A 22,293-nucleotide genomic window follows, 5' to 3' on the forward strand; every position below is an offset into this window, starting at 1 on the left:
GAGGCCAGTCATGAACAAGACCGTCCTGATGTCGGCCCTGCTACTTGCCCTTGGCGCTGGTGGCGGCTACTGGGCCGCCAAACAGACCTCCGATGGCGCCAGCGCCAAAGAGAAGACGCCCCTTTACTGGGTCAACCCCATGGATCCCCGCGACAAGCGTGATGGTCCCGCCAAGGACAACATGGGGATGGACTTTATCCCCGTCTATGAGGAAAAACAGGGCGGCTCACCGGGCACCGTCACCATCAGCCCCGAGATCCAGCAGAACCTGGGGGTGCGGCTGGCCAAAGTGGAGAAGCTGCCTATTCACCAGCAGATCGAGACGGTGGGCTATGTCGGTTATGACGAGGACAGGCTGGAGGCAGTCAACGCCCGCATGGCAGGCTGGATCCGCACCCTCGCCATCAAGAGCGAGGGGCAGCAGGTGAGCAAGGGGAGCCTGATTTACGAGCTCTACGCTCCGGATCTGGTCAATGCCCAGCACGAGTACCTGCTCGCCCTCAACACAGCCAACCCGCTGCTGCTGCGCGCCGCCGAGGGCAAGCTCAAATCCCTGCAGGTACCGGCGGATCAGATTGCGGCCCTCAAGCGCACCCGCCAGGTGCGCGAAACCATCAGCATTTACGCCCCCAGCAGCGGTTATGTCTCCGAGCTCAAGGTGCGCGAGGGCCAGTATGTTGAGCCCGCTGCGGCGCTCTTTAACATCAGCACCCTCAAACAGGTGTGGGTCAGCGCCGAGGTGTTCGAACGTCAGGCCGCCCAGCTGAAGGTGGGCGATCCGGTCACCATGACCCTCGACTATGCACCCGGCCGCCACTGGCAGGGCCGGGTCGATTACCTCTACCCGACTCTGGATGCCACCACCCGCACCCTCAAGGTACGGCTGCGCTTTGCCAACCCGGACGAGTTCCTGAAACCCAATATGTTCGCCAAGGTGACGATTCAGGCGGGCAAGGGAGAGCCGCAATTGGTAGTGCCGAGCGAAGCGGTGATCCGCACCGGCAGCCAGGACCGGCTGGTGCTGGCGCTGGGGGATGGCAGCTTCAAATCGGTCGCTGTCACCCTGGGCCCCCAGTTTGGCGACAAGGTGGCCATCAAGGCAGGGGTAGAGGCTGGGGATAACATCGTCAGCTCGGCCCAATTCCTGCTCGACTCCGAGTCGGCCATCGATTCGGACTTCCAGCGCATGACGGCGGTACGCCCCGCCCAGGTGTGGACCCAGGGTGAGGTTGAAAGCATCGATCTGGCCAACCGTACCCTGATGGTCTCCCACCAGCCCATCCCCGAGTGGCAGTGGCCCGCCATGGAAATGGAGTTCACCGTCGCCGAAGGAGTCGACATCAGCAAGCTGGCCGAGGGGCAGACCCTGCATCTGCAAGTGATGCAGGAGGGGGATGAGTACCGCATCACCACCATCCATCAGGAGAAGGCCCCGACCAGCGGCCACGCTCTGGAGCAGGCAAAAGATGAAATGGAAGGGATGGGCCATAGCCAGCACAATATGGGAGCCAAGCCATGATCCCCTCGATTATTCGCTGGTCGGTGGGCAACCGCTTTCTGGTGCTGCTATTGACCCTCATGCTCACCGCCTGGGGGCTCTGGTCGGTCAAGCAAACCCCGGTGGACGCCCTGCCGGATCTCTCCGACGTGCAGGTGATCATCAAGACCTCCTATCCAGGCCAGGCGCCCCAGGTGGTGGAGGATCAGGTGACCTACCCGCTCACCACCGCCATGCTGGCGGTGCCGGGGGCCACCACGGTGCGCGGCTACTCCTTCTTCGGCGACTCCTTCGTCTATGTGCTGTTTGACGACAACACCGACCTCTACTGGGCTCGCGCCCGGGTGCTGGAGTATTTGAGCCAGGTTGCGCCCAACCTGCCCGCCTCCGCCCGCCCCCAGCTCGGCCCCGATGCCACCGGGGTGGGCTGGGTCTACCAGTACGCGTTGGTGGACAGAACCGGCAAGCACGACCTCAGCCAGCTCACCTCTCTGCAAAACTGGTTCCTCAAGTACGAGCTGCAGACGGTGGAAGGGGTCTCAGAGGTCGCCACCGTGGGTGGCATGGTGCGCCAGTATCAGGTGCGGGTCGACCCGGACAAGCTGCGCGCCTACGGCATCCCGCTCTCCCTAATCGAGACCGCCATCAAGCAGGGCAACCAGGAGACCGGCGCTTCCGTCATCGAGATGGCAGAAGCGGAGTACATGGTGCGCTCCAACGGCTATCTCAAGAGCGTCGAGGATCTGAAGCAGATCCCGCTCGGCACCAATGTGCGCGGCGCCCCGCTGCTGCTGGGCGACGTGGCGGATGTGGTCACCGGGCCCCAGAGCCGGCGCGGCCTGGCCGAGCTCAATGGCGAAGGGGAAGTGGTGGGCGGCATTATCGTCATGCGCTATGGCGAGAATGCCCAGCACACCATCGACGGGGTCAAGGCGCGGCTCGCTCAGCTGAAGAGCAGCCTGCCGGAGGGGGTGGAGGTGGTCACCGTCTACGATCGCTCCGACCTTATCCAGCGCGCCATCGATAACCTCTCCGGCAAGCTGGTGGAGGAGTTCGCGGTAGTGGTGCTGGTCTGTCTGGCCTTCCTGTTCCACCTGCGCTCGTCACTGGTGGTGGTCATCACCCTGCCCATCGCCATTCTGGTGGCCTTTATCGTGATGCATCTGCAGGGGATCAACGCCAACATCATGTCGCTGGGGGGCATCGCCATCGCCATCGGCGCCATGGTGGATGGCGCCATCGTGATGATCGAGAACGTCCACAAACACATGGAGCGGGAGGCGCTCACCGACAAGAACCGCTGGCGCATCATCACCGAGGCGAGCATCGAGGTGGGGCCCGCCATCTTCTTCTCCCTGCTCATCATCACCATCAGCTTCCTGCCGGTATTTGCGCTGGAGGCGCAGGAGGGGAGGATGTTCCATCCCCTCGCCTACACCAAGACCTATGCCATGGCGGCGGCTGCCGCGCTCGCCATCACGCTGGTGCCGGTGATCATGGGTTACTTCATCCGTGGCAAGGTACTGGCGGAGCAGGCCAATCCGCTGAACCGCTGGCTGAGCCAAGGCTATGTGCCGCTGCTCAAAGCCGTCTTGGCCCGCCCGAAAACCACCCTGGCCATCGCCGCCGTGGTGACGGTGGCGGGCTTCTGGCCGCTCAAGTACCTGGGCTCCGAGTTCATTCCGCCGCTCGATGAGGGGGACATCATGTATATGCCCACCACCGCAGCCAATATCTCGGTGGGCAAGGCGCGGGAGATTTTGCAGCAGACCGACAAGCTCATTCGTACCGTACCCGAGGTGCAGAACGTGTTCGGCAAGGCGGGGCGCGCCGAAACCGCCACCGACCCTGCCGATCTGGTGATGATGGAGACCAGCATCCAGCTCAAGCCCCGGGATCAGTGGCGCCCCGGCATGACCCCGGAGAAGCTGAAAGAGGAGCTCGACTCCCTCATCCGCTTCCCCGGCCTCACCAACGCCTGGGTGCCCCCCATCAAGACCCGCATCGACATGCTTGCCACCGGTATCAAGACCCCGGTCGGCATCAAGATAGCGGGGCCGGATCTCAAGGTGATCCAGCAACTCGGCCAACAGCTCGAACAGATCGTTGGCAAGGTGGAGGGCGCCTCATCGGTCTACGCCGAGCGGGTGGCGGGTGGCCGCTACGTCAAGGTGGATATCGACCGGCTCAAAGCGGCCCGCTATGGCCTCAACATCGCCGATGTACAGGCGGTGCTCGCCACCGCAGTGGGCGGCATGGAGGTTGGCCAAACCATCGAGGGGCGCGAACGCTATCCCATCAACCTGCGCTACCCCCAGAGCTATCGCGATTCTGTAGCCAGCTTGGAGCTGCTGCCGGTGGTCACTCCAAGTGGCGCTCGCATCGCGCTGGCGGATGTAGCCCGGGTCTACATCAGCGATGAAGCCCCCATGCTGCGCAGTGAAAACGCGCGGCTCAACGGCTGGGTCTACGTCGATATTCGCGGCCGCGATATCGGCTCCTTCGTCGATGAGGCCAAAGCCGAGGTGGGCAAGCAGCTGGTGCTGCCGGCGGGCTACGCCCTCACCTGGTCTGGCCAATACGAGTACATGGAACGGGCCAAGGCGCGCCTCGCCTACGTGGTGCCGCTGACGGTCGCCATTATCGTGCTGCTGCTCTATCTGGCGTTTCGCCGCGTTCAGGAGGTGCTGCTCATTCTCACCACCTTGCCGCTGGCGGTGGTGGGGGGGATCTGGACCCTCTGGCTGCTCGACTTCAACCTCTCGGTGGCGGTCGGGGTGGGCTTTATCGCTCTGGCGGGGGTGGCGGTAGAGACCGGCGTCTTGATGCTGGTCTACCTCAACCATGCCTGGGATGACCTGGTGGCCAGTGGCAAGCCGGACAAGGCGGGTCTGCACCGGGCGGTGATCCACGGCGCCGCCCTGCGCCTACGCCCCAAGATGATGACGGTGGTCACCATCATCGCTGGCCTCTTGCCCATCATGTGGAGCCACGGCACCGGATCCGAGGTGATGCAGCGCATCGCCGCCCCCATGATCGGCGGCATGGTGAGCGCGCTGGTGCTGACCCTCTTGGTGCTGCCCGCCGCCTACTACCTGTGGCGCAGCCGGCACCTGGGCGCGACCGAGCACCAACCCGCCGGCTAACCCGGTGGCTGCGCCCTTTTTGACAACCAAGAATCTGAATCAACGACGAGGAAACACCATGAACTACAAGACGCTGACCCTGACCCTGCTGCTTGGCCTTGCCACCCACACCAACCTGCAAGCCGAAGAGATGATGCACCATGAAGGGCACGATATGAGTCAGACGGGTGAGATGAGCGAACAGGCCGCAATGGTGATGACCAAGGGGGTCATTACCCGCCTCGATGAGGGGCGCGGCAAAGTCGGCATCAAGCACGAGGCGATCGAGAACCTCAAGATGCCCCCCATGACCATGGTCTTTCGAGTAGCTAACCCGGCCCAGCTCCAGGATCTGAAGGTGGGGGATGCGGTGCGTTTTCACGCCGAGAACCCGGACGGCAAGCTAACCGTAACCACTATCCAGAAACAGTAATCAGAGTCATTTCAAAAAAAACGGCGGGATCATCCCGCCGTTTTCTGTTATTGCACCATCCGCCGAGCGGCCTCCTCAGCCGTTCGGATAGGCTTGGGCTATGTTGGCCTGCGCCACCCCCATCAACTGAACCGAGATATCCTGCAGCACATAGAGGTCGCGGCGACGGGTCCAGGGTTGATCGGATTGCTCGTCGTACCAGACGGGCAGTTCGATCCCCTCCGGGGCATGGCTCGCCACCTTGCGGGCACGGCAGGTGATGATGCAGCGCTTGACGTGGTCGCGGTGACCGATAACGGCCGCCGTGCCAAGGGCGGCGGCATCTCCGCCGGCATAATCCCTGACAATCGCCTCCACCACGCCGTCCGTGCTGAGGTAGACCAGCTTGCCTTCATTATCCCAGTAAGGCTCGATGGAGATGACATCCCGGGCTGGAATGTCCGGATAGCGGGCCGAGTCGAGGAAGCGGGCAATCTCCCATTGCACGTACATGGGCACCGGCTTTTGCCGATAGAGGGCCGCACAGCAGGCAGCCAGAGCCTCGTTCATGGGGCCGGGCTCGGCCAGTTCATCCGGGTTGCCCGAGGCGTTGGGGCGGTTGCCGAAGGCAAAGGCGATGACGCAGTGGGCCTGGTCGATGGCGACCCGGGACGGGGTCATGTTGAAGCAGGCCTCCTCGATGAAGGGGGCCAGCTGGCGGGCCGTCTGCTCGTCGTGCAGCTCGGCGCTCAGCCGGTCGGTCAGGGTGGTGCGAAAATCCGCCGCACTCCCCTGGCTGTCATTGCTGCTGTTGCAGCCGGTGAGGGTGGCGACCAGGGGGGTACTCAACAGCCCCAGGGTGACTCTACGTCGACTCTCGTTCATTTAGATTCCTCTTTGGTAGCAAGCACTTAACGGGAACAAGCAGCAATTAACCCTTGACCCAATAAACGCTCATACCATACGGAAAAACGGGGGCGACAAAAGCCATACCGCGAGGCTCGTACCCAGAACGTGCAGCAATTCACACATTAATCAATAAACGAAAGCACTCTTTTGCGAATGAGCCAATAAAAGAAATTAACATCCACATTAATGAACCACTGATAGATAGATACTCTATCTGTGGTTCATTCGCACAGATTTCATCCCTCAGATAACGCGCTCGTTCAGCTGCGGGTTGCCAGCAACTGCTCCACATCCTCGATCACCTTGAGAGCCGCCTGTGGGCCGCCGCTGGAGGTCCAGAGCGACCCGTCCACGGCGCCAAAGCGCTTGGCCTTGATCACCGGCAACTGCTGGAACGCCGGGGTCTGCTCCGCCTGACGCATGGCATCCACCGCATCGCCGCTGGCGCTCAGGGTACCGACCACCAGCCAGTCGGCATCCAACAAGTTGAGGGACTCCAGACTCAGCGCCGGTGAATGGGGCGCGCCAGTCCCCTGTTGTTTGCCCGGACGCACCAGCCCCATCGATTCAACCACGCTGCTGGCAAAGGTGCCCTGATACATAAAGCTCGGCCCCTTGGGGTTCCAGCGCACTATGCTGATGCTCTCCCCCTGATGTTTGGCCAGCTTGCTGCGGGCCTGAGTCAACCGCTCGGCATACTGCAGCAAGAAAGTATCCGCTTGCTGGTCGCGGTTGAGGGTGTGGGCGGTGCGGCGGAAGCTATCCTGCCACGGCTCACCCCACTTGCTGGTCACCACGGTCGGCGCGATCTCCCCCAGCAAGGTCAGCAGCTCGGGACGGGTCTGGCCAGTCAGGATAAGGTCGGGCTCCAGCGCAATCAGCGACTCCAGATTGGGGCTGTCGAGATCGCCGATCACCTGGATCCCCATGCCCGCCTTGTTCAGCAAATAGCGAGGCAAGGTGGGTTGACCACGGCCATTGACGGCGCCGATGGGGGTCAGCCCCAGGGTCAGGGTGCTGTCGAGTTCGAGCTCGCTCAGCACCACCACCCGCGTTGGCTGGACTGGCACCTGCACCTTCTGGCCAAACGCATCGGTCACTTCACGCATCTCCTGCGCCTGAACCAGCGGCGCGGCCAGCATCAGGATGGCTGCTGCTAGGGCGGCAAAACGCTTCATCATCTCACTCCTTCTCGTTGCACGGCCCGGATAATCGGCCGCGTGAATACACTCGGTGGGCCCACAGAGCAGGCCCATATGGCTCAACTCGCCGAACGCAGGGCGCAGCCATGTTCGTGGCGACGGGGCACGATAATGGGCGCCCCGTCGCCGGGGGCATGCAGAATGTCGACACTGGTCTGGTAGAGCCGGTCGATTAGATCCTTGGTCACCACCTCCCGGGCCGGGCCCATGGCGGCAATGGTCCCCTCGCCGATGGCGATCAACTCGTCACAGTAACGGGCCGCCATCGCCAGATCGTGGATCACCAGCAGCACGGTTTTGCCCTCGGCGGTGATGCGATGGATCGCCTCCATCACCTCGGTCTGGTGACCGATATCGAGGGCACTGGTGGGCTCGTCGAGCAGCACCATGTCGCTGTCCTGCGCCAGGATCATCGCCAGCCACGCCCGCTGTGCCTGCCCGCCGGAGAGGGACGCGGCGCTCTGCTGCCAGATCCCCTCAAGCTGCATTCGCTCGCAGGCAATACGCACCATGCGGGCATCCTCCTCACCCCACTGATTGAACCAGCCCTGATGAGGGTGGCGGCCATACTGCACCAGCTGCTCCACCAGAATGCCGGCAGGCAGGGTCGGCCGCTGGGGCAGATAGGCGAGCTCCCGCGCCAGCCCCTTCATGGGGTAGCTGGCAAGCGGCTTGCCTTTGAGCAGGATCTCGCCGCGTTGGGCTTTCATCTGGCCGGATAGCAGCTTGAGCAGGGTCGATTTGCCGCAGCCGTTGGGGCCGACGATCCCCACCAGCTTGCCCCTCGGCACGCTGAAAGAGATGTCCCGCAAAATGGGGGTCTGCTGATAGGCGAAGTGGAGGCGATTTACGGTGAGCGTCATCAGTCAGCCCTCTGGCGATCGTTAACAAGAAGAAAAAGCAGCAACAGGCCGCCGAGAATGCGGGTCATGATACCGGTCGCCACCTCGTGGGGGCTGGCCAGCACCCGGACCAAGGTATCGCTGGCAAGCAGCAGCAGGGCGCCGCTGAGTGCCGCCAGCCAGAGCGGCACCACCCGGTCTTTCACCAGCCAGGAGGCTAGAATGGGGGCCGCCATGGCGATAAAGACCACGGGGCCGCCGATGGCGGTGCCGAGCGCCGCCACCAGAATGGCCTGGGCCAGAATACCCAGTTGCACCCGATCGGCGTTGACTCCAAGCCCTCTGGCCATCTCGGGGCCAAAGCGCAGCACCGCCAGCGAGCGGGAGAGATAGACAATCCAGGGGCAGAGCAGCAGCAACAGGATGGCAATCGGGGTGATGGTGCTGTAACCCACGGCAATAAAGCTGCCCATGTTCCACAGATAGAGGGAACTCAGGTGCAGCAGGGCCTGGGTGGACATCACAAACTGGCCGAGCGCCTCGAACAGCTCGGAGAGGCCGATACCGATCACCACGAACAGATAGCCCTGTTCACCCGGTTTGCGGCAGAGGGTATAGAGCACCAGCGCCGCGAAGATGGCGCCGATGGGCGCGGCCCACCAGGGCCAGCTGCCTACCGTCAAGTAGAGGGAGAAGACGATGATGGCCAGAGAGGCGCCGTTGTTGACCCCCACCATGTCGGGTGTGGCCAGCCGGTTGCGAACCAATGTTTGCACCAGACAGCCCGAGAGCCCCATGGCCGCCCCCGCCACCACGACCCCAAGGATGCGCGGCAGCCGGATCTTGAACAGGGTGAGCTGCTCAAGGCGGGTCCCCTCCCCCAGCAGGGTGTTGACCACTCCGGCAAAGCCGAGTTTGCCGCCGCCAACACTCAAGGCCAGCAGAGCAAGCGCCAGCAGCGCCACGGCAAGCAGTACCAGCCAGCGCCAGCTGGGCAGATGGAGCAGCAAAGAGCGGTTGCCGGCCCGCAGGCAGAGCATATCGGTAGGTGTGCGCATCAGCCCCTCACTTGACGGTCAGCAGGGTACGAAAGCCCCCGCGATGGACGATGGCGATCAGCACAGGTGCACCGATCAGGGCCAGAATGACCCCGTTTGGCAGCTCGAACGGCTGGATCAGCCAGCGCGCCAGAATGTCGGCCAACAGCAGAAACAGCATGCCGAACAGGGCGGAGAAACAGACCTGCACCGACAGCTTCACAGGCTCCACCAATCGGCCACAGTAGGCGGCCAGAAAGCCGACAAAGCCGATGGGACCGGCGATGGCGATGGCACTGGCGGTAAACAGGGTGGCGGCCAGCAGCACGCCAATTCGCACCCGGTTGGGGCGGATCCCCAGCGCCTGGGCCTGACTGTCCCCCATCTGCATCAGGGTCAGCTGGCGACAGAGCAGCAGGGTGATGACAAACGCCGCCAGCACGAAGGGCAGCACGGCGATGATGGCATCGAGATTGGCCGCCGACAGGGAGCCGAGGTTCCAGAAGCGGTACTGCTCCAGCACCATCTTGTTGGAGAGCAGCAGAAAGCTGGAGAGACCGCCGAAGGTGGCGGAAAGCGCCACCCCGACCAGAATAAGCTTGAGGGGGTTGGAGCGGCCAATCATCATGCCGAGCCCCAGCACAATCACGTTGCCGAGCAGCGCACCGAGTCCGGCCCAGAGCAGATAGCCGTAGGCGGACTCCACCCCGAACCAGGTGAGCCCCACCACCAGCGCAAAGACGGCCCCGGCGTTGACCCCGAGCAGACCGGGCTCCGCCAGCGGATTGCGGGTCGCGCTCTGCAACAAGGAGGCCGCCAGAGATAAAGAGGCGCCGACCACCATGGCGCAGAGGGTGCGCGGCAGTCGCAAGGTATTGAGCACCATGGCGAGCTTCTCGTCGCCAGCCCAGCGGGCATCCCCCATCAGGTAGCCGAGTACCTCGCTGGCACCATAGACACCCGCACCGGTGGCGAGCGAAAGAGAAAGCAGTACGAACAGGAGGAACAATCCCAGCCAGAACAGCGAGGTCTGGTCTCTAAACACCCTTTAACTCCTTATGATTGCAATGCCATCTTGTTGACACAAAAGCCGTCATCCGAGGTGATCCCCTGACAACAGCGGAAGCCCGCCAGTGCGGGCTCCCGCTCAGCCATTACAGCTTGTAGGCCACACCGGCATAGACAGTGCGCCCGTCGAGGATCTGATCGGCCTCGGTGGCAACCCAGTCACGCTTGGTATTGGTCAGGTTATTGAGCCCGAACTTCAGATCCAGTGCCCGAGTGGCGTTCCAGACTGCCCCGATATCCAGGGTGTGGAATCCGGCGGTGGTCTCATAGGTGGTGCCGCTCATGCGCGGAACCGGAAGGATCTGGCTGCCGGTGTAGTTCCAGCCGAGCTGGGTACTCAGGCTCTCGATGACCTGCCACTCCAGCTTGGCGTTGACGGTATGCTCCGGCGTCCGATAGAGATCCTTGCCGCTGGTCTTGTCCTCCCCGTCGATCAGGGTGACGTTGCTGGAGAGGGTCAGGGCATCGGTGATATCAAACCAGCCGCTCAGCTCCACCCCCTTGATGCGGGCCTTGCTGACGTTCTGATAGGTCATCACCGCCGGACGCCAGGTGGAGGTCCATGCCTCGCTCTGGATCTTGTCCTTGATATCGTTGTGGAAGGCGGTAACCCCGGCGCCCCAGAACGACCCATCATAGGCGGTGCCCAGCTCGTAGCTGACGGCGGTTTCCGGCTTCAGATCCGGGTTGCCCACCACAGCGCAGCGACCGCGACAGGCGGCTACCGCATAATCCGGGTTGGACTGGGCAATGGTCGGCGCCTTGAACGCCTTGCCAATGCCTCCCTTGACCACCCAGTTGTCAGTCAGGCTGTAGAGGGCATAACCACGGGGGCTGAACTCGGTGCCATAGATCTCGTGGTGATCGACCCGGCCACTCAGGGTCAACGCCAGATCGCCAAAGCCAAACTCATCCTGCAGATAGAGCGCGCTCTGGTTGACGCTGACATCGCCCCCCTTGAGGTTGACGTTATGCTTGAGTTCGGTGATGCGGTACTCGGCACCGCTGGTCAGCAGGTGGCTGCCCAGATTACCGCTCAGCTGGCCATCGAAGGTGTGGTTGGTCTGGCTCACATCGCCACTGGTCTTGCTCAGCGCCGTCATCAGTTCGGAGTCGTCAAACAGGTCAACCTGCTCGAAGGCATAGCCGACCCGGCTGTCGAACTGATCCCAACGGCCGACGTGGGTGGCGTTGAGTCCCAGTCGCTCCATCTGCTGGATATTGCGCGGCGTCTGGCCGTAGTTGTTCCAGTGGGCCTCCCGATCGTCTTTGGCGTAGTTCATCCCCACATCCAGATCCTGACGATCGTCGATCAGCCATTTGACGTTGGAGAGGATCCCCAGCTTTTCACGCTGCTCGATGGCATCGGCCTTGGGGTTGATGCTCTGCTCGCTCTGCCAGGCGTCCCGGTGGTTCCCTTCTACCACCAGGTTGGCCAGCAGCTTGTTGTCGATCAGTGCCCCGCCCACATAGGCACTCGCCTTGTTGATATCCCCGCCGTGACCGTCGGTGGGGTCGCTGAAGGTATAGGTGGCCGCCGCTTCGGTCTTCTCCCCGGGTTGGCGCAAGATGACATTGACCACCCCACCCAGCGCATCTGCGCCGTAGAGGGAGGAGATGGGGCCACGGATCACTTCGATACGCTCGATGGCCGCCATGGGGATGGCGGAGAGATCGAAATCATTGCCATAACCGGAGGTAAGAGCATCGCGGGAGCTGATACGCCGCCCATTGACCAGCAACAGGGTGTAATCCCCCTCCAGCCCGCGCAACTTGATCTCGCTGCGGCCGTAGCTGGTAGCAGGGCTGATATTGACCCCCGGCAACTGTTTCAGAGCGCCGGTGAGGTCATTGACATTGAGCTTGTCGAGCTCGGCCCGAGTCACCACAGAGACGCTGGCCGGGGCGGTCAGCTCGCTGTGCCGGGTTTTACTCGCCGTCACCACCATAGTTTCATGAACGGTGACAGGCGCAGTCCCTTGGGCCAGAACTGGCAGGGCAAAAAGGGACAACACCAGCGGATGCACTGCAAATCGTCGGGATGATGTACGCATCATCAACACTCCACATAAAACAACCAAGGCCAACCCCACCGACATCCCTGTCTGACCTCGCCAGACCCGGTGCAAAGTGATGGAGTTCATTGGCATGAACAGTCGTCCATGCCCCATCACCCCGAACATCAGTGCATTACGGCAGGCCCTGCGTTGTGCTATGCCACTCGCAGCCATCAATAACAAAAGCGCCGTACCGACTGACATCGGGACGGCGCAATACTAAATGCAAATCATTTTTATTTGCAAGAGTGAATCAGGTATTCTTTCGCATCCGCTTAATTATCCATCACATCGTGGCGAGTCTGGTGATAGGCCTCTTCACTCTTGCCCCGGCGCCAGTACGGCACGGCGTAGAGCGACTGGCGATCCACCTCGAGCACAGACCGAAAATGGCGGCGCAGCGGCAGCACCAGCGCCTCTTCCCCACCCAGCCAGAAGAAGCCACCATCGCGCACCAGCGGCAGAGCAATCACATGCTCCAGCAGGCCGCTGGACTCGGGCTCGCCGACAAACCAGTGACAGCGCACCCCGACCGGCAGCGTCAAAGGCTGAGCATCGGCCTGATCCGGCACCAGAATCGCAATTTCCCCTCTGGCATCGGCAGGCATCACCTCGCACATCGCCATGATGGCGGGCAAGGCGGTGAGATCCCCTACCAGACAGTAGTGATCGGCCGGTTGCAGCATAGGGTTGGGACCACCCGGCCCGGAGAGGATTACCTTCTCTCCCGGCTTGGCATGGGTAGCAAAGGCGCTGGCGGGCCCGCCGTCACCGTGCAGCACGAAGTCGATATCAATTTCCTGCTCATCACGGCGAAACGCGCGGATGGTGTAGGTGCGGATCACCGGCTTGTCAGCCGGGTCACTCCAGCGCGGGCCGCTCGGGGTCATTGCAGGCAGCACCGGCTCTACCTGATGGGGCTGGGCCAGCATCACCTTGATATGGGCCCCACCGCAGGTGAAGGGATAGTCAGCCAGTTCGCTGCCACCAAAGGTGATACGACGCAAATGGGGGGTGATCTGGGTAATGGCTTTGACAGTCAGCAGACGGGGACGATTGGGAGGCAGAGATGGGGACACAATGAGGCTCCTCGTTGAGTGTGTTGCCTATGCTACACACAAATGGGAATCACTATCAAATGCGATTATTTCTCGTCTATCCGGCTCAAACATCACTAATCACTACCATCAGCCCCCGAACAGAGAAACGGGCTTATGCACGCTAGTCCCATGATTGGACGAAGAAAGCAGCCGGACAACAACACTGTCACGCAGGGTTCCATTTGCCTATTTCGACCATAGTTTTTCGAGATCAAATTTTATTTCTCAATAAGTTTCCTATCCTTAGTGAAGCAGTTAATGTAAGCACAGGATGCCAAACAGGATTGTATGATGGATGACCAGATCCTGATTATTGATGATGACGAGCTCTCCCTCCCCGACGCGCAGCAAGCAGGCTGGAGGGTGATGATTGTTGACGATGAACCGGAAGTGCATCGCATCACCAAGATCACTTTAAACAAATTCGAGTTTGACAATCGTCCCATCGAGTTTCTGCATGCCTATTCGGCAGCAGAGGCAAAAAAATTGCTGGCCACCACCCCGGATGTTGCACTGCTGCTGCTGGACGTGGTGATGGAGGTCGATCACGCCGGTCTTGATGTCGTCAAATATGTCCGTGAAGAGCTGCAAAACAAGATGGTACGAATCGTGCTGCGTACCGGCCAACCCGGCCAAGCGCCGGAAGATGACGTGGTGACCAACTACGACATCAACGACTACAAGGATAAAACCGAGCTCACCTCCCAGAAGCTGCGCACCCTGCTGCGTGCCAGCCTGCGCTCCTATCGGGATATCCGCACCCTGGAAAGCAACCGGCAAGGGCTGGAAAAAGTCATCGAAGCCTCCAAGGGGATCTTTGAGAAACGGGCGCTGCGTCAGTTTGTCGAAGGCGCCCAAGAGCAGCTGAGCGCCCTGCTCCATCTGGGAGAGACCCAGATTTACGATGTAAAACAATATGCCTACGAAGTGAAGGATCAACTGCTGGAGCCCCTGCTGCCAGGTCATCCCCCGGTGCGGTTGACAGAGGCACCCGAGATACTGCGTCAGGCCATGACCCGGGGCTGCAATATCTACAACACCAACCAGATGGTGCTCTACTGCCAAAACCCGCGCCACCACCTGTTGTTTCATATCGAGACCACTCGCCAGCTCAGTCAGATCGATACCAGCCTGCTGACCCTGTTTACCGAAAACATCATAGTGGCACTGGAAAATATCCGGCTCAACGAGGTGATCGCCGACAACCAGCGGGAGATCATCTATCGCATCGGCGAACTGGTCGAAACCCGCTCCAAGGAGTCAGGGTTACACGTCAAACGGGTCGCGCTCTACACCGAGCTTTTCTGCCATCTGCTGGGGATGAGCGAAGAGCAGAGCGAGCTGGTTAAACGGGCCTCACCACTGCACGACATTGGCAAGGTGGGGATTCCCGATGCCATTTTGCACAAACCGGGCAAGCTGACCCCGGAAGAGTGGGAGATCATGAAAACTCATGCCCAACTCGGTCAGGATATGCTCTCCGGCAGCGATCTGGCGTTGTTCCAGATTGGCGCCACCATAGCAGGCAATCACCATGAGAAGTGGAATGGCAGCGGTTATCCCCGCGGTTTGAAGGGGGCCGATATCCCACTGGAAGGACGGATCGTGGCACTGGCCGATGTGTTCGATGCCCTGGGTTCGGATCGCTGCTACAAGAAAGCATGGCCGCTGGACAAGGTGCTGGCCCTGATTGAAGAGGAGAAGGGGCAGCATTTCGACCCCCAGTTGGTCGAGCTGATGATGGCCAATCTGGACAAGTTCCTCGAAATCCGCGAGCAGAACAAGGATGTCTATATCGGCGATCACTGATTGCTGCCAATCCCTTATCCTAAGGGGTCGAGCTAAAAAAACCGCCCTGCTTATCGAGGGCGGTTTCTTCTCTCTGGTGTATCGTTTTTCCCGAGTCTGGGCTACTGCTCTGGCAAGTTGAGATCTAGCTTGGCTGCCGGTTGGCCGTTTTGTTGATTTTCAGCCTGAGCTGCTGCTAGCGCACGTTTAAAAGCACGCCGTTTTTGCATCACCACAAAACCTGCGCCTCCCAGCAACACCAGTAGTACCCCACCCCCAACCAGAACCCAAAGTAGCCACCCCATTCCCTCTTCAGGCTGCTCTTCGGTAGACTCGGCGCTGGAGGCCTGAGCGGCGGCCGACATCACCTCTACAGGAGGCGGCGGTGGCGGGAAGACATTGAAGGTTTTCACCGGCAACTCGATTTTCAGCTCACGGCCGAGGCGAGTGGTGCCATAGAGGGTTGCTTTCACCTCATGCTGACCGACCTCCTTGATGTTGGAGAGATCGATATCAAGCTTGGGGTCGCTGGCGGTCTCGCTGAACTCGTAGAGGCCGCCCACATTGCTGGTCACACTCCCCTTGACCACCACGGAGGCGGGATCCAGCTCATCACGGTCGATTAGCAGTGAGAGCTTGGCACCCAGCTCATCCGAAGGCGGCGACAAGTTATAGCTGAACGGATAGGGGTAAAGCAGAACATCCTGATAACGGGCACGGACAAAAACCTGATTGCCCGTGCTGAACATGGCGCGGTACTTGCCACCGGGAATATCATGCAGCGTCACTTCCGCCGTCATGATGCCATCGCCCGGCACTTCGTCGAGCCCCTTGCCATCATCGCGATAGTGGCCAAGTACTTGATCCAGCACGACCTCTTTCTTATCGGCATCGCTGAACGATTGCAGCTTGACGGTCATGCCAAGATCAGAGAGATAGTATTTATCTTTCGGCGGCTGACCATTGATCAGCAACCACGCCTTGAGCTTGACCACCTCCCCCTGATAGAGCTGCATCGGCAGGGCGGCGATATCGAGCCGGATATCGGAGAGAATGCGCACCCGGTTGTCGGGATCCACCTCGCCAATCGCCTGCCAGGGGCCCGGCATGGGATTGCGCAGGGTAATGAGATCATGCTCCGGCAGCGCCAGCCAACCCACATCTGCGGGTTTGACCTTGCCCACGTAAAGCTTGCTGCCATCGGGGCGAACCAGGATCACGGACGGGGTGCCCGGCTTGCGCTTGATGATGAAGGTGATCTCCTTCACGCCGTAATCGATGCGAAAGCGGTTATCCAGCAGCGGAATATCGGAAGGGGCAAATACCTCGGTCGCCATCGCCCCCAGCGAGAGCAACAACAGCAGACCGGCACACCACTTGCTCATTGCCGCCACAGACAACTTCCTCCCTTTTTCTGTACCAGATCCAGTCTCGCCTCGTGCAGGGCCTGAACCTCGGCACTGGCACGCACCACCTTGAGGGCGGGTCGGTTGCTCTCTAACCGACGAATACTGGTGTCCTGATTGCTTTCGTTTTCGTTGCTTTCGGTGGCCAGATTGAGTTTGGTCTGGCCGCCGGTCATCAGCAGGTAGACGTCCGCCAGGATCTCCGCATCGAGCAAAGCCCCGTGCAGGGTACGGTGGGAGTTGTCGATACCGTAACGATCGCACAGCACATCCAGGTTGTTGCGCTTGCCGGGGAAGAGATCCCGCGCCATCGCCAGGGTATCTGTGATGGTGCAGATATCCGCCGTTTTGAAGTTGAGTCCGAGCTTGCTGAACTCGTAGTCCATGAAGCTCACGTCAAACGGCGCGTTGTGGGCGATCAGTTCGGCGCCGCGGATGAACTCGAGGAACTCGTCGGCGATCTGGCTGAACGACGGTTTGTCACGCAGAAACTCGTCGGTGATACCGTGCACCTGGATCGCTTCCGGGTCGACCAGACGATCAGGCTTGATATAGACGTGATAGTGGTTACCGGTCAGCTTGCGGTTGATCACCTCCACACAGCCGATTTCGATAATGCGGTGCCCCAGATAGACAGGGCCGCCCGCCGTATTCATACCTGTGGTTTCAGTATCCAGAATGATCTGGCGATTCAGTTGGGGTGTGTTCATGATCCAATCTATGTCAAACTTCGGCTTTACTTACTCGCTAGTTTACCCCAAGCCTCATGTTAAAACAGATTGATTGCTCATGTTAAAACAGATTGATGTCTATACCGACGGCTCCTGCCTCGGCAATCCGGGCCCGGGTGGTTACGGGGCCGTGATGGTCTACGGCAAGCACCGCAAGGAAATTTCCGCCGGATTCAAGTTGACCACCAATAACCGGATGGAGCTGATGGCAGCCATCATGGGGCTTCGAACCCTCAACGAGCCCTGCAAGGTGCGCCTCACCACCGATAGCCAATATGTGCGCCAGGGGATCACCCAGTGGATCATCGGCTGGAAAAAGAAGGGGTGGATGACCGCCAATCGTCAACCGGTCAAGAACGTCGATCTCTGGAAGGAGTTGGATGCAGAAGTGGGTCGCCACCAGATTGAGTGGCTCTGGGTAAAGGGCCACTCCGGCCATCCGGAGAACGAACGGTGCGACGAGTTGGCCAGAGATGCCGCCTGCGGCAAGGATCTGGCCGAGGATACCGGTTACCAGCCCTGACGGGCCATGCCCGGTGTGGCGAGGGACTTTGGCAGTTGCCAGCGCCGCCGCACCGGGATCAGTGGAAAACGCCGTTTACGGGCAGCAATCACGTATACCGACGCAAACGCCTTGCAATAATCCCGCCCGATACTCTCCCGCCACCAGCTGTGCCAGCTCTGTTTACCCATAAACGAGTAACCGAAACGCTCGTCAAACATCACTTCACACCCCAATAGATGCAGCCAGTCCGTCACCCGCCCAGGGGTAAACATCCGAGCAGACCAGGGCAACTTGCGCCGTAAAAAAGGGATACAGTGGCCAACTCCCACCAGACTCACCGGATTGTAACCACTGATGATGAGCCAGCCATCATCGGTCAGCACCCTTTCGGCTTCACGCAATACCTGATGGGGATCGGCGGAGAAATCGAGGCAGTGAGCCAGCAGACAGGCATCGACGCTGCCGGTTCGCACCGGCAGCTCGAGGGGATCGCCATAGATGTCCAGCAGTCGTCCCTCAGGCGCGACACCCACCTGATGACGAATGGATGAACATTTGCAGGAGAGCTCGGCGCTCAGGGCTCCGACCTTGAGCAAGTGATACCCGAACAAGTTGGGGCACCAGCTGTCGAGCCGCTCCTGGATCTCGGCCGCCACCCAGTCCCCCATAGGCAATGCAGACCAGCTGGTCGGGATCTCGATTTGTTGTTCGGTACGTGCCACCTGCATAATAGGGCTCAACTCGGGGTTTCGAACGCCATCCTGTTATATAAGATACCCTCCCTAAAGAGAAGCAGACTCATGTATCCAGTGATCACAGTTCCAGCCTTTAATGACAACTACATCTGGTTGATCCGCCACGAAAATCACTGCCTGGTGGTCGATCCGGGCGATGCCGCACCCGTGCTAGAGCGGCTTGAGGCATTGGGGCTGGTGCTCGATGCCATCCTGCTGACCCATCACCATAACGACCATGTCGGGGGCGTCACCGAGCTGCTTGCCCACTTCCCCCACGCCCGGCTCTATGGCCCCAAACTTGACCCGATGCCGGATCACCACGGTCAGTGGCTGGAAGATGGCGATCAGATCAACTGGCACGGCCTCGCCCTCGAGGTGATCCATGTGCCCGGGCACACTCGCGGCCACATCGCCTACCACGGCAACGGCATGCTCTTTTGTGGCGATACCCTCTTCTCGGCCGGTTGTGGCCGCCTGTTTGAAGGGACGCCGGAACAGATGTACCACTCGTTACAGCGCCTTGCCGCCCTGCCCGACGAGACCCTGATCTACTGCGCCCATGAGTACACACTCTCCAACCTGCGCTTTGCCTATGCAGTTGAACCGGACAATCCGGCGATCCGTGATCAGATCGGACTGATCAGCAAACTGCGGCAACAAGGGCTGCCAAGTCTGCCAACCCGGCTGGGTGACGAACGCACTTTCAACATTTTTCTGCGATGCGAACAGGATTCAGTGAAATTTTCTGCTGAAAAACATGGGCTAAAATGCGTGGAAAATCCGGTAGATACCTTCACCATCCTGCGTCAGTGGAAGGACGTTTTTTGAACAAACCTTGATCAGGGGGCCATTGCCCCTTATGATGCGAGCTGTTTTTCCTAAAAATGACCGGAACGAGATGAAGGTACGAACGGCCTTATTGGCAGCGCTGTTGCTCAGCGGCTGCCAAAACCTGAGCCATCAGGATGACCGGGCGCTAACGGCAATCGAGCCGATCAAGTCCCCCCAGGTCAAGAAAAAAGCGCATAAAAAACACTCTTCCCATTTCCTGTTTGGCGATGAACAGCTGGACGAAATGGAAGATACGGACAATCTGTGGGTGCGTATCAGCGATGATATGCAACTGGAAACTCCGGACAATCCGCGCATCCGCCAGCAACGTGAGTGGCTGTTGCGCAATGATAAGCATCTGGCGACCATTGCCAGCCGGGCTGAACCCTACCTCTATCTGATGGTAGAGGAGATTGAACGGCGTGAGCTGCCAATGGAGCTTATTACTGTCCCGATGATCGAGAGCATGTTTGATCCCCATGCCCGATCCCGCAGCAATGCCGTCGGACTCTGGCAGTTTGTGCCAGCGACAGGCAGAAACTTCGGTCTGCGCCACGACAACTGGTATGACGGACGGCGCGATGTGCTGGCCTCCACCAATGCGGCGCTCGACTATCTGGAGTACCTGAACCGCTTCTTTGACGGTGACTGGCTGCAGACGCTGGCCGCCTACAATGCCGGGGAAGGACGGGTGCGCAACGCCATACAGCGTAACCAGCGCGCAGGCAAACCGACCGACTACTGGTCGCTCGATCTGCCCCGCGAAACCCGGATGTATGTGCCCAAGATCCTCGCCATGGCTGACATGATCAGTAATGCGGACAAGTACAATATCCAGTTGCCGGTGCTCGCCAACGAGCCGAAGCTGCGAGTGGTGGAGACCGGCAGCCAGATCGATCTGAATGTGGCCGCCCAACTGGCCGGTCTGCGTACCTCACAGCTCAAGGAGGTCAATCCGGCCCTGAGCCGTGGTGTGATGTCGCCCCGTGGCCCTTACCGCCTGCTGGTACCGGTAGAGTATGCCGATACTCTGGAGCTGGCACTGGCCGATCTGCCCAAGAGTGAGCGTATTCGAACCCGCTCCTATCAGGTCACCAGTGGCGATACCCTGTCGCGCATTGCCCAGAATCATGGCGTCAGCGTGAACGAGCTGAAGCTGGCCAACAATCTGCGCAGCAACAACCTGCGTCGCGGTCAGCAACTGGTGATCCCGACCCACGGTCAGGTCAGCAGCAAGGCCAGCTCCGCCAGCAAACCGCAGCAGCTGGCAAGCCGTGGTAGCAGCCAGAAGGCCAAAGTCAGTTACAAGGTGCGCTCGGGTGACAACCTGTGGAGCATCAGCCAGGCACACGGCGTCTCCCACGAAGAGCTCGCCAAGTGGAATGGTCTGAATGCCAAGTCGGCGCTCAAGCCAGGCATGAAGCTGGTGGTCTATCCCAAGCAAGGGAAGAAGAGCGACAAATCGATGGTGTATCAGGTTCGCCGTGGCGACTCCATCTCCTCCATCGCTGCTCGCTTCCAGGTGGCCATCAACGATGTGATGCGCTGGAATCAGCTGGATAAAGGGGATTACCTCAAGCCCGGTCAGGAGCTGACCCTGTTTGTGAAGAACAACAGCTAAGCCTCACCGCTTGAACCCGATAAAAAACGGGGCCAGTCATCTGACTGGCCCCGTTTTTTATTATTACTGCTGCTAACCGCTGCTGTGTCTGAGCCGCCGACTAAAACAATGGCTTGGCGCCACCTGCGGATGCATCACCGCTCTGCAGGCAAAACTATCACCGCTATTCCCAGAGCCTTGTCGGCACCACCATCAGCACGGTGCGCTGACCGATCGCCACATTTGCATTGGGGAAGACCACCGCCTCACGCGGCTTCTCGACTGTGTAACGCAGCTCACCATCCTCGGCCAGCACGAACCCTTGGGGGAATTCGGTGAAGTTGTCCACATCGCTGGCGAACAGGAAGCGAAAGTCCGCCGATTTTTTGGTGATCACCCGATCGATGGCAAACAGGGTGAAATCATCCGCCCGCCACGGCTCCAGTGCCACCTCATCCTGAGTGACCAGCTCCTGCAGCGCCTGACGGGTTTCGATAAAGCGGGTCATATCGTTCTCGCCAAACGGGCGCACCTTGCCCAGCTCCACCGTGAAGGCATGGGCGCCATGCTGGCGGGAGCTGTAGTAGCTGAAGGTCGTGGTCGGGCTGGCGGAGAGCAGAATAGTACGCACCCCGCAGGCGCCGAGGAACTGCACCTGCTCGCGGCAGTGAGGCCGCTCGTGGGGGAAGGGGTAGACGGCAAACTTCTCGTGGCGCGAGCCGCGAATGGCGGTGTGCAGGTCGTAGTGGTAACGGGGACGAGCCGGATCGGCAAAGAAGCGGCTAACATACTGCTCGAGGCGCATGGCACGGATCCGCTCCCGATTGCAGAGCCCCTCCCCCTTGCTGTGGGCGCCAGAGAAGAGCCGGTTCATGTTCTCCTCCACTTCTCGCAGCCCCAGATTCATCGCCGCCGGATTGCCAAACAGGAACAGCACCCGATGGCGGGCGCTCAGCTCGCCTGAGAGCAGACGGCTCAGCAGCTGGTTGCAGATCTCGATGGGGGCAGTCTCGTTGCCGTGGATACCGCAGGAGAGGACGATATCCTTGCGTCCTCCCGGCTGATCGCCCGCGCCACGGGCAGGCTCCAGACAGAGCACGCCGGTATCCCAGACGCTGACCCGCGCACCATCGGGCAGGGCAAATTCAAAGGGCTCAAGCTGCCACTCATGGCTGCGGGTCAAGGCCAAAAAATCGTGCTGGGGAATCATCCGTCTCACCCTCTCGCTCTGGAATACTATGGCCGGATTATACGCAAGGCATCGTGGCTTAAAATCATTTTTTAAACAAATTCAAACATTAACGATACAAATGTGATAACAATCGAACGATGACAGCAATGACAGTAGCGATGTGGAATAAAGAGGAGAGGAAAAAGGATCAACAAATAACAGGGGGAAAACGGGGGGAGATAAAACAGACAATAACAGACCTGGCAGTTGGTCC

18 protein-coding genes are annotated in these 22,293 nt (G+C 60.2%); 7 read left to right on the top strand and 11 right to left on the bottom strand.

The annotated features are described in order from the left end of the window. Window positions 1–10: 10 nt before the first annotated feature. Genes G5193_RS05600 through G5193_RS05610 form a run of 3 tightly spaced genes read left to right on the top strand, consistent with a single transcriptional unit; the run spans window position 11 to window position 5,056 of the window. Complete coding sequence (locus G5193_RS05600; RefSeq protein WP_421205305.1) at window positions 11–1,519, top strand: efflux RND transporter periplasmic adaptor subunit; 1,509 nt, start codon at window positions 11–13, stop codon at window positions 1,517–1,519. Then, entirely contained in the window at window positions 1,516–4,644 is a 3,129-nt protein-coding gene (locus G5193_RS05605; protein WP_421205307.1) for an efflux RND transporter permease subunit, read from the top strand. The genes G5193_RS05600 and G5193_RS05605 overlap by 4 nt, the downstream gene beginning before the upstream one ends. Before the next feature lie 58 nt (window positions 4,645–4,702). Then, entirely contained in the window at window positions 4,703–5,056 is a 354-nt protein-coding gene (locus G5193_RS05610) for a copper-binding protein (protein WP_421205309.1), read from the top strand. Window positions 5,057–5,131: 75 nt separating this feature from the next. On the opposite strand, the gene G5193_RS05615 is transcribed toward G5193_RS05610, so the two are convergent. The 7 genes from G5193_RS05615 to G5193_RS05645 all read right to left on the bottom strand — a co-directional run bounded on the left by G5193_RS05615 (window position 5,132) and on the right by G5193_RS05645 (window position 13,229). Further along, window positions 5,132–5,920, bottom strand: a complete 789-nt coding sequence (locus G5193_RS05615) for a hypothetical protein (protein ID WP_227342325.1) — start codon at window positions 5,918–5,920, stop codon at window positions 5,132–5,134. A gap of 284 nt (window positions 5,921–6,204) precedes the next feature. Next, a complete protein-coding gene (locus tag G5193_RS05620; RefSeq protein ID WP_421205505.1) occupies window positions 6,205–7,122 on the bottom strand; it encodes an ABC transporter substrate-binding protein in 918 nt (305 codons plus the stop codon). Window positions 7,123–7,205: 83 nt separating this feature from the next. Beyond that, a complete protein-coding gene (locus G5193_RS05625; protein WP_266135547.1) occupies window positions 7,206–8,009 on the bottom strand; it encodes an ABC transporter ATP-binding protein in 804 nt (267 codons plus the stop codon). Beyond that, entirely contained in the window at window positions 8,009–9,046 is a 1,038-nt protein-coding gene (locus tag G5193_RS05630; RefSeq protein WP_421205311.1) for a FecCD family ABC transporter permease, read from the bottom strand. Before G5193_RS05630 ends, G5193_RS05625 begins: the two co-directional genes overlap by 1 nt. 7 nt (window positions 9,047–9,053) lie before the next feature. Next, complete coding sequence (locus G5193_RS05635; RefSeq protein WP_421205313.1) at window positions 9,054–10,070, bottom strand: FecCD family ABC transporter permease; 1,017 nt, start codon at window positions 10,068–10,070, stop codon at window positions 9,054–9,056. 109 nt (window positions 10,071–10,179) lie between these two features. Continuing rightward, entirely contained in the window at window positions 10,180–12,147 is a 1,968-nt protein-coding gene (locus tag G5193_RS05640; protein ID WP_421171952.1) for a TonB-dependent receptor domain-containing protein, read from the bottom strand. Window positions 12,148–12,425: 278 nt separating this feature from the next. After that, complete coding sequence (locus G5193_RS05645; RefSeq protein ID WP_069526731.1) at window positions 12,426–13,229, bottom strand: siderophore-interacting protein; 804 nt, start codon at window positions 13,227–13,229, stop codon at window positions 12,426–12,428. Window positions 13,230–13,541: 312 nt separating this feature from the next. Here G5193_RS05645 and G5193_RS05650 point away from each other — a divergent pair, with 312 nt between their 5' ends. Beyond that, on the top strand, window positions 13,542–15,059 hold the full coding sequence (locus G5193_RS05650) for an HD domain-containing phosphohydrolase (protein ID WP_216954328.1): 1,518 nt from the start codon (window positions 13,542–13,544) through the stop codon (window positions 15,057–15,059). Window positions 15,060–15,160: 101 nt separating this feature from the next. Here the strand turns inward: G5193_RS05650 and G5193_RS05655 are convergent, their stop codons facing one another. Together G5193_RS05655 and dnaQ are read right to left on the bottom strand one after the other, a co-directional pair. Next, the gene (locus G5193_RS05655) at window positions 15,161–16,423 is read right to left on the bottom strand and encodes a TIGR03503 family protein (protein ID WP_421205315.1); all 1,263 of its coding nucleotides are present in this window, start codon (window positions 16,421–16,423) and stop codon (window positions 15,161–15,163) included. Next, complete coding sequence (dnaQ, locus tag G5193_RS05660) at window positions 16,420–17,154, bottom strand: DNA polymerase III subunit epsilon (RefSeq protein WP_047439188.1); 735 nt, start codon at window positions 17,152–17,154, stop codon at window positions 16,420–16,422. Before dnaQ ends, G5193_RS05655 begins: the two co-directional genes overlap by 4 nt. Before the next feature lie 79 nt (window positions 17,155–17,233). On the opposite strand from dnaQ, the gene rnhA reads away from it, so the two are divergent. Further along, the gene (gene rnhA, locus G5193_RS05665; protein ID WP_005337815.1) at window positions 17,234–17,698 is read left to right on the top strand and encodes a ribonuclease HI; all 465 of its coding nucleotides are present in this window, start codon (window positions 17,234–17,236) and stop codon (window positions 17,696–17,698) included. On the opposite strand, the gene G5193_RS05670 is transcribed toward rnhA, so the two are convergent. Next, a complete protein-coding gene (locus tag G5193_RS05670) occupies window positions 17,686–18,408 on the bottom strand; it encodes a methyltransferase domain-containing protein (protein ID WP_202003466.1) in 723 nt (240 codons plus the stop codon). The two genes, rnhA and G5193_RS05670, sit on opposite strands and share 13 nt — an antisense overlap. Window positions 18,409–18,480: 72 nt before the next feature. Between G5193_RS05670 and gloB the strand changes: the two genes are divergently transcribed. Both gloB and G5193_RS05680 read left to right on the top strand, forming a co-directional pair. Continuing rightward, on the top strand, window positions 18,481–19,245 hold the full coding sequence (gene gloB / locus G5193_RS05675) for a hydroxyacylglutathione hydrolase (RefSeq protein WP_421205317.1): 765 nt from the start codon (window positions 18,481–18,483) through the stop codon (window positions 19,243–19,245). Window positions 19,246–19,315: 70 nt separating this feature from the next. Then, window positions 19,316–20,869: a lytic transglycosylase gene (locus G5193_RS05680; protein ID WP_005361719.1), complete on the top strand. Its 1,554-nt coding sequence runs from the start codon at window positions 19,316–19,318 to the stop codon at window positions 20,867–20,869. Between the two features lie 163 nt (window positions 20,870–21,032). Here G5193_RS05680 and astE read toward each other — a convergent pair whose 3' ends face one another. After that, window positions 21,033–22,058 (bottom strand): succinylglutamate desuccinylase, encoded by a 1,026-nt coding sequence (gene astE, locus G5193_RS05685; protein ID WP_416014142.1) that lies wholly within the window; start codon window positions 22,056–22,058, stop codon window positions 21,033–21,035. Window positions 22,059–22,293 lie beyond the last annotated feature (235 nt).

It is taken from the genome of Aeromonas sp. 601027 (assembly GCF_049174455.1).
Classification (GTDB): domain Bacteria; phylum Pseudomonadota; class Gammaproteobacteria; order Enterobacterales; family Aeromonadaceae; genus Aeromonas; species Aeromonas veronii_A.

Coding starts and splice junctions, on each gene's coding strand:
- G5193_RS05670 (WP_202003466.1), bottom strand. CDS start 18,408: ATGCAGGTGGCACGTACCGAACAACAAATCGAGATCCCGACCAGCTGG.
- G5193_RS05650 (WP_216954328.1), top strand. CDS start 13,542: ATGGATGACCAGATCCTGATTATTGATGATGACGAGCTCTCCCTCCCC.
- dnaQ (WP_047439188.1), bottom strand. CDS start 17,154: ATGAACACACCCCAACTGAATCGCCAGATCATTCTGGATACTGAAACC.
- G5193_RS05655 (WP_421205315.1), bottom strand. CDS start 16,423: ATGAGCAAGTGGTGTGCCGGTCTGCTGTTGTTGCTCTCGCTGGGGGCG.
- G5193_RS05680 (WP_005361719.1), top strand. CDS start 19,316: ATGAAGGTACGAACGGCCTTATTGGCAGCGCTGTTGCTCAGCGGCTGC.
- G5193_RS05610 (WP_421205309.1), top strand. CDS start 4,703: ATGAACTACAAGACGCTGACCCTGACCCTGCTGCTTGGCCTTGCCACC.
- G5193_RS05615 (WP_227342325.1), bottom strand. CDS start 5,920: ATGAACGAGAGTCGACGTAGAGTCACCCTGGGGCTGTTGAGTACCCCC.
- rnhA (WP_005337815.1), top strand. CDS start 17,234: ATGTTAAAACAGATTGATGTCTATACCGACGGCTCCTGCCTCGGCAAT.
- G5193_RS05640 (WP_421171952.1), bottom strand. CDS start 12,147: ATGCGTACATCATCCCGACGATTTGCAGTGCATCCGCTGGTGTTGTCC.
- G5193_RS05600 (WP_421205305.1), top strand. CDS start 11: ATGAACAAGACCGTCCTGATGTCGGCCCTGCTACTTGCCCTTGGCGCT.
- gloB (WP_421205317.1), top strand. CDS start 18,481: ATGTATCCAGTGATCACAGTTCCAGCCTTTAATGACAACTACATCTGG.
- G5193_RS05625 (WP_266135547.1), bottom strand. CDS start 8,009: ATGACGCTCACCGTAAATCGCCTCCACTTCGCCTATCAGCAGACCCCC.
- G5193_RS05620 (WP_421205505.1), bottom strand. CDS start 7,122: ATGAAGCGTTTTGCCGCCCTAGCAGCAGCCATCCTGATGCTGGCCGCG.
- G5193_RS05630 (WP_421205311.1), bottom strand. CDS start 9,046: ATGCGCACACCTACCGATATGCTCTGCCTGCGGGCCGGCAACCGCTCT.
- G5193_RS05605 (WP_421205307.1), top strand. CDS start 1,516: ATGATCCCCTCGATTATTCGCTGGTCGGTGGGCAACCGCTTTCTGGTG.
- astE (WP_416014142.1), bottom strand. CDS start 22,058: ATGATTCCCCAGCACGATTTTTTGGCCTTGACCCGCAGCCATGAGTGG.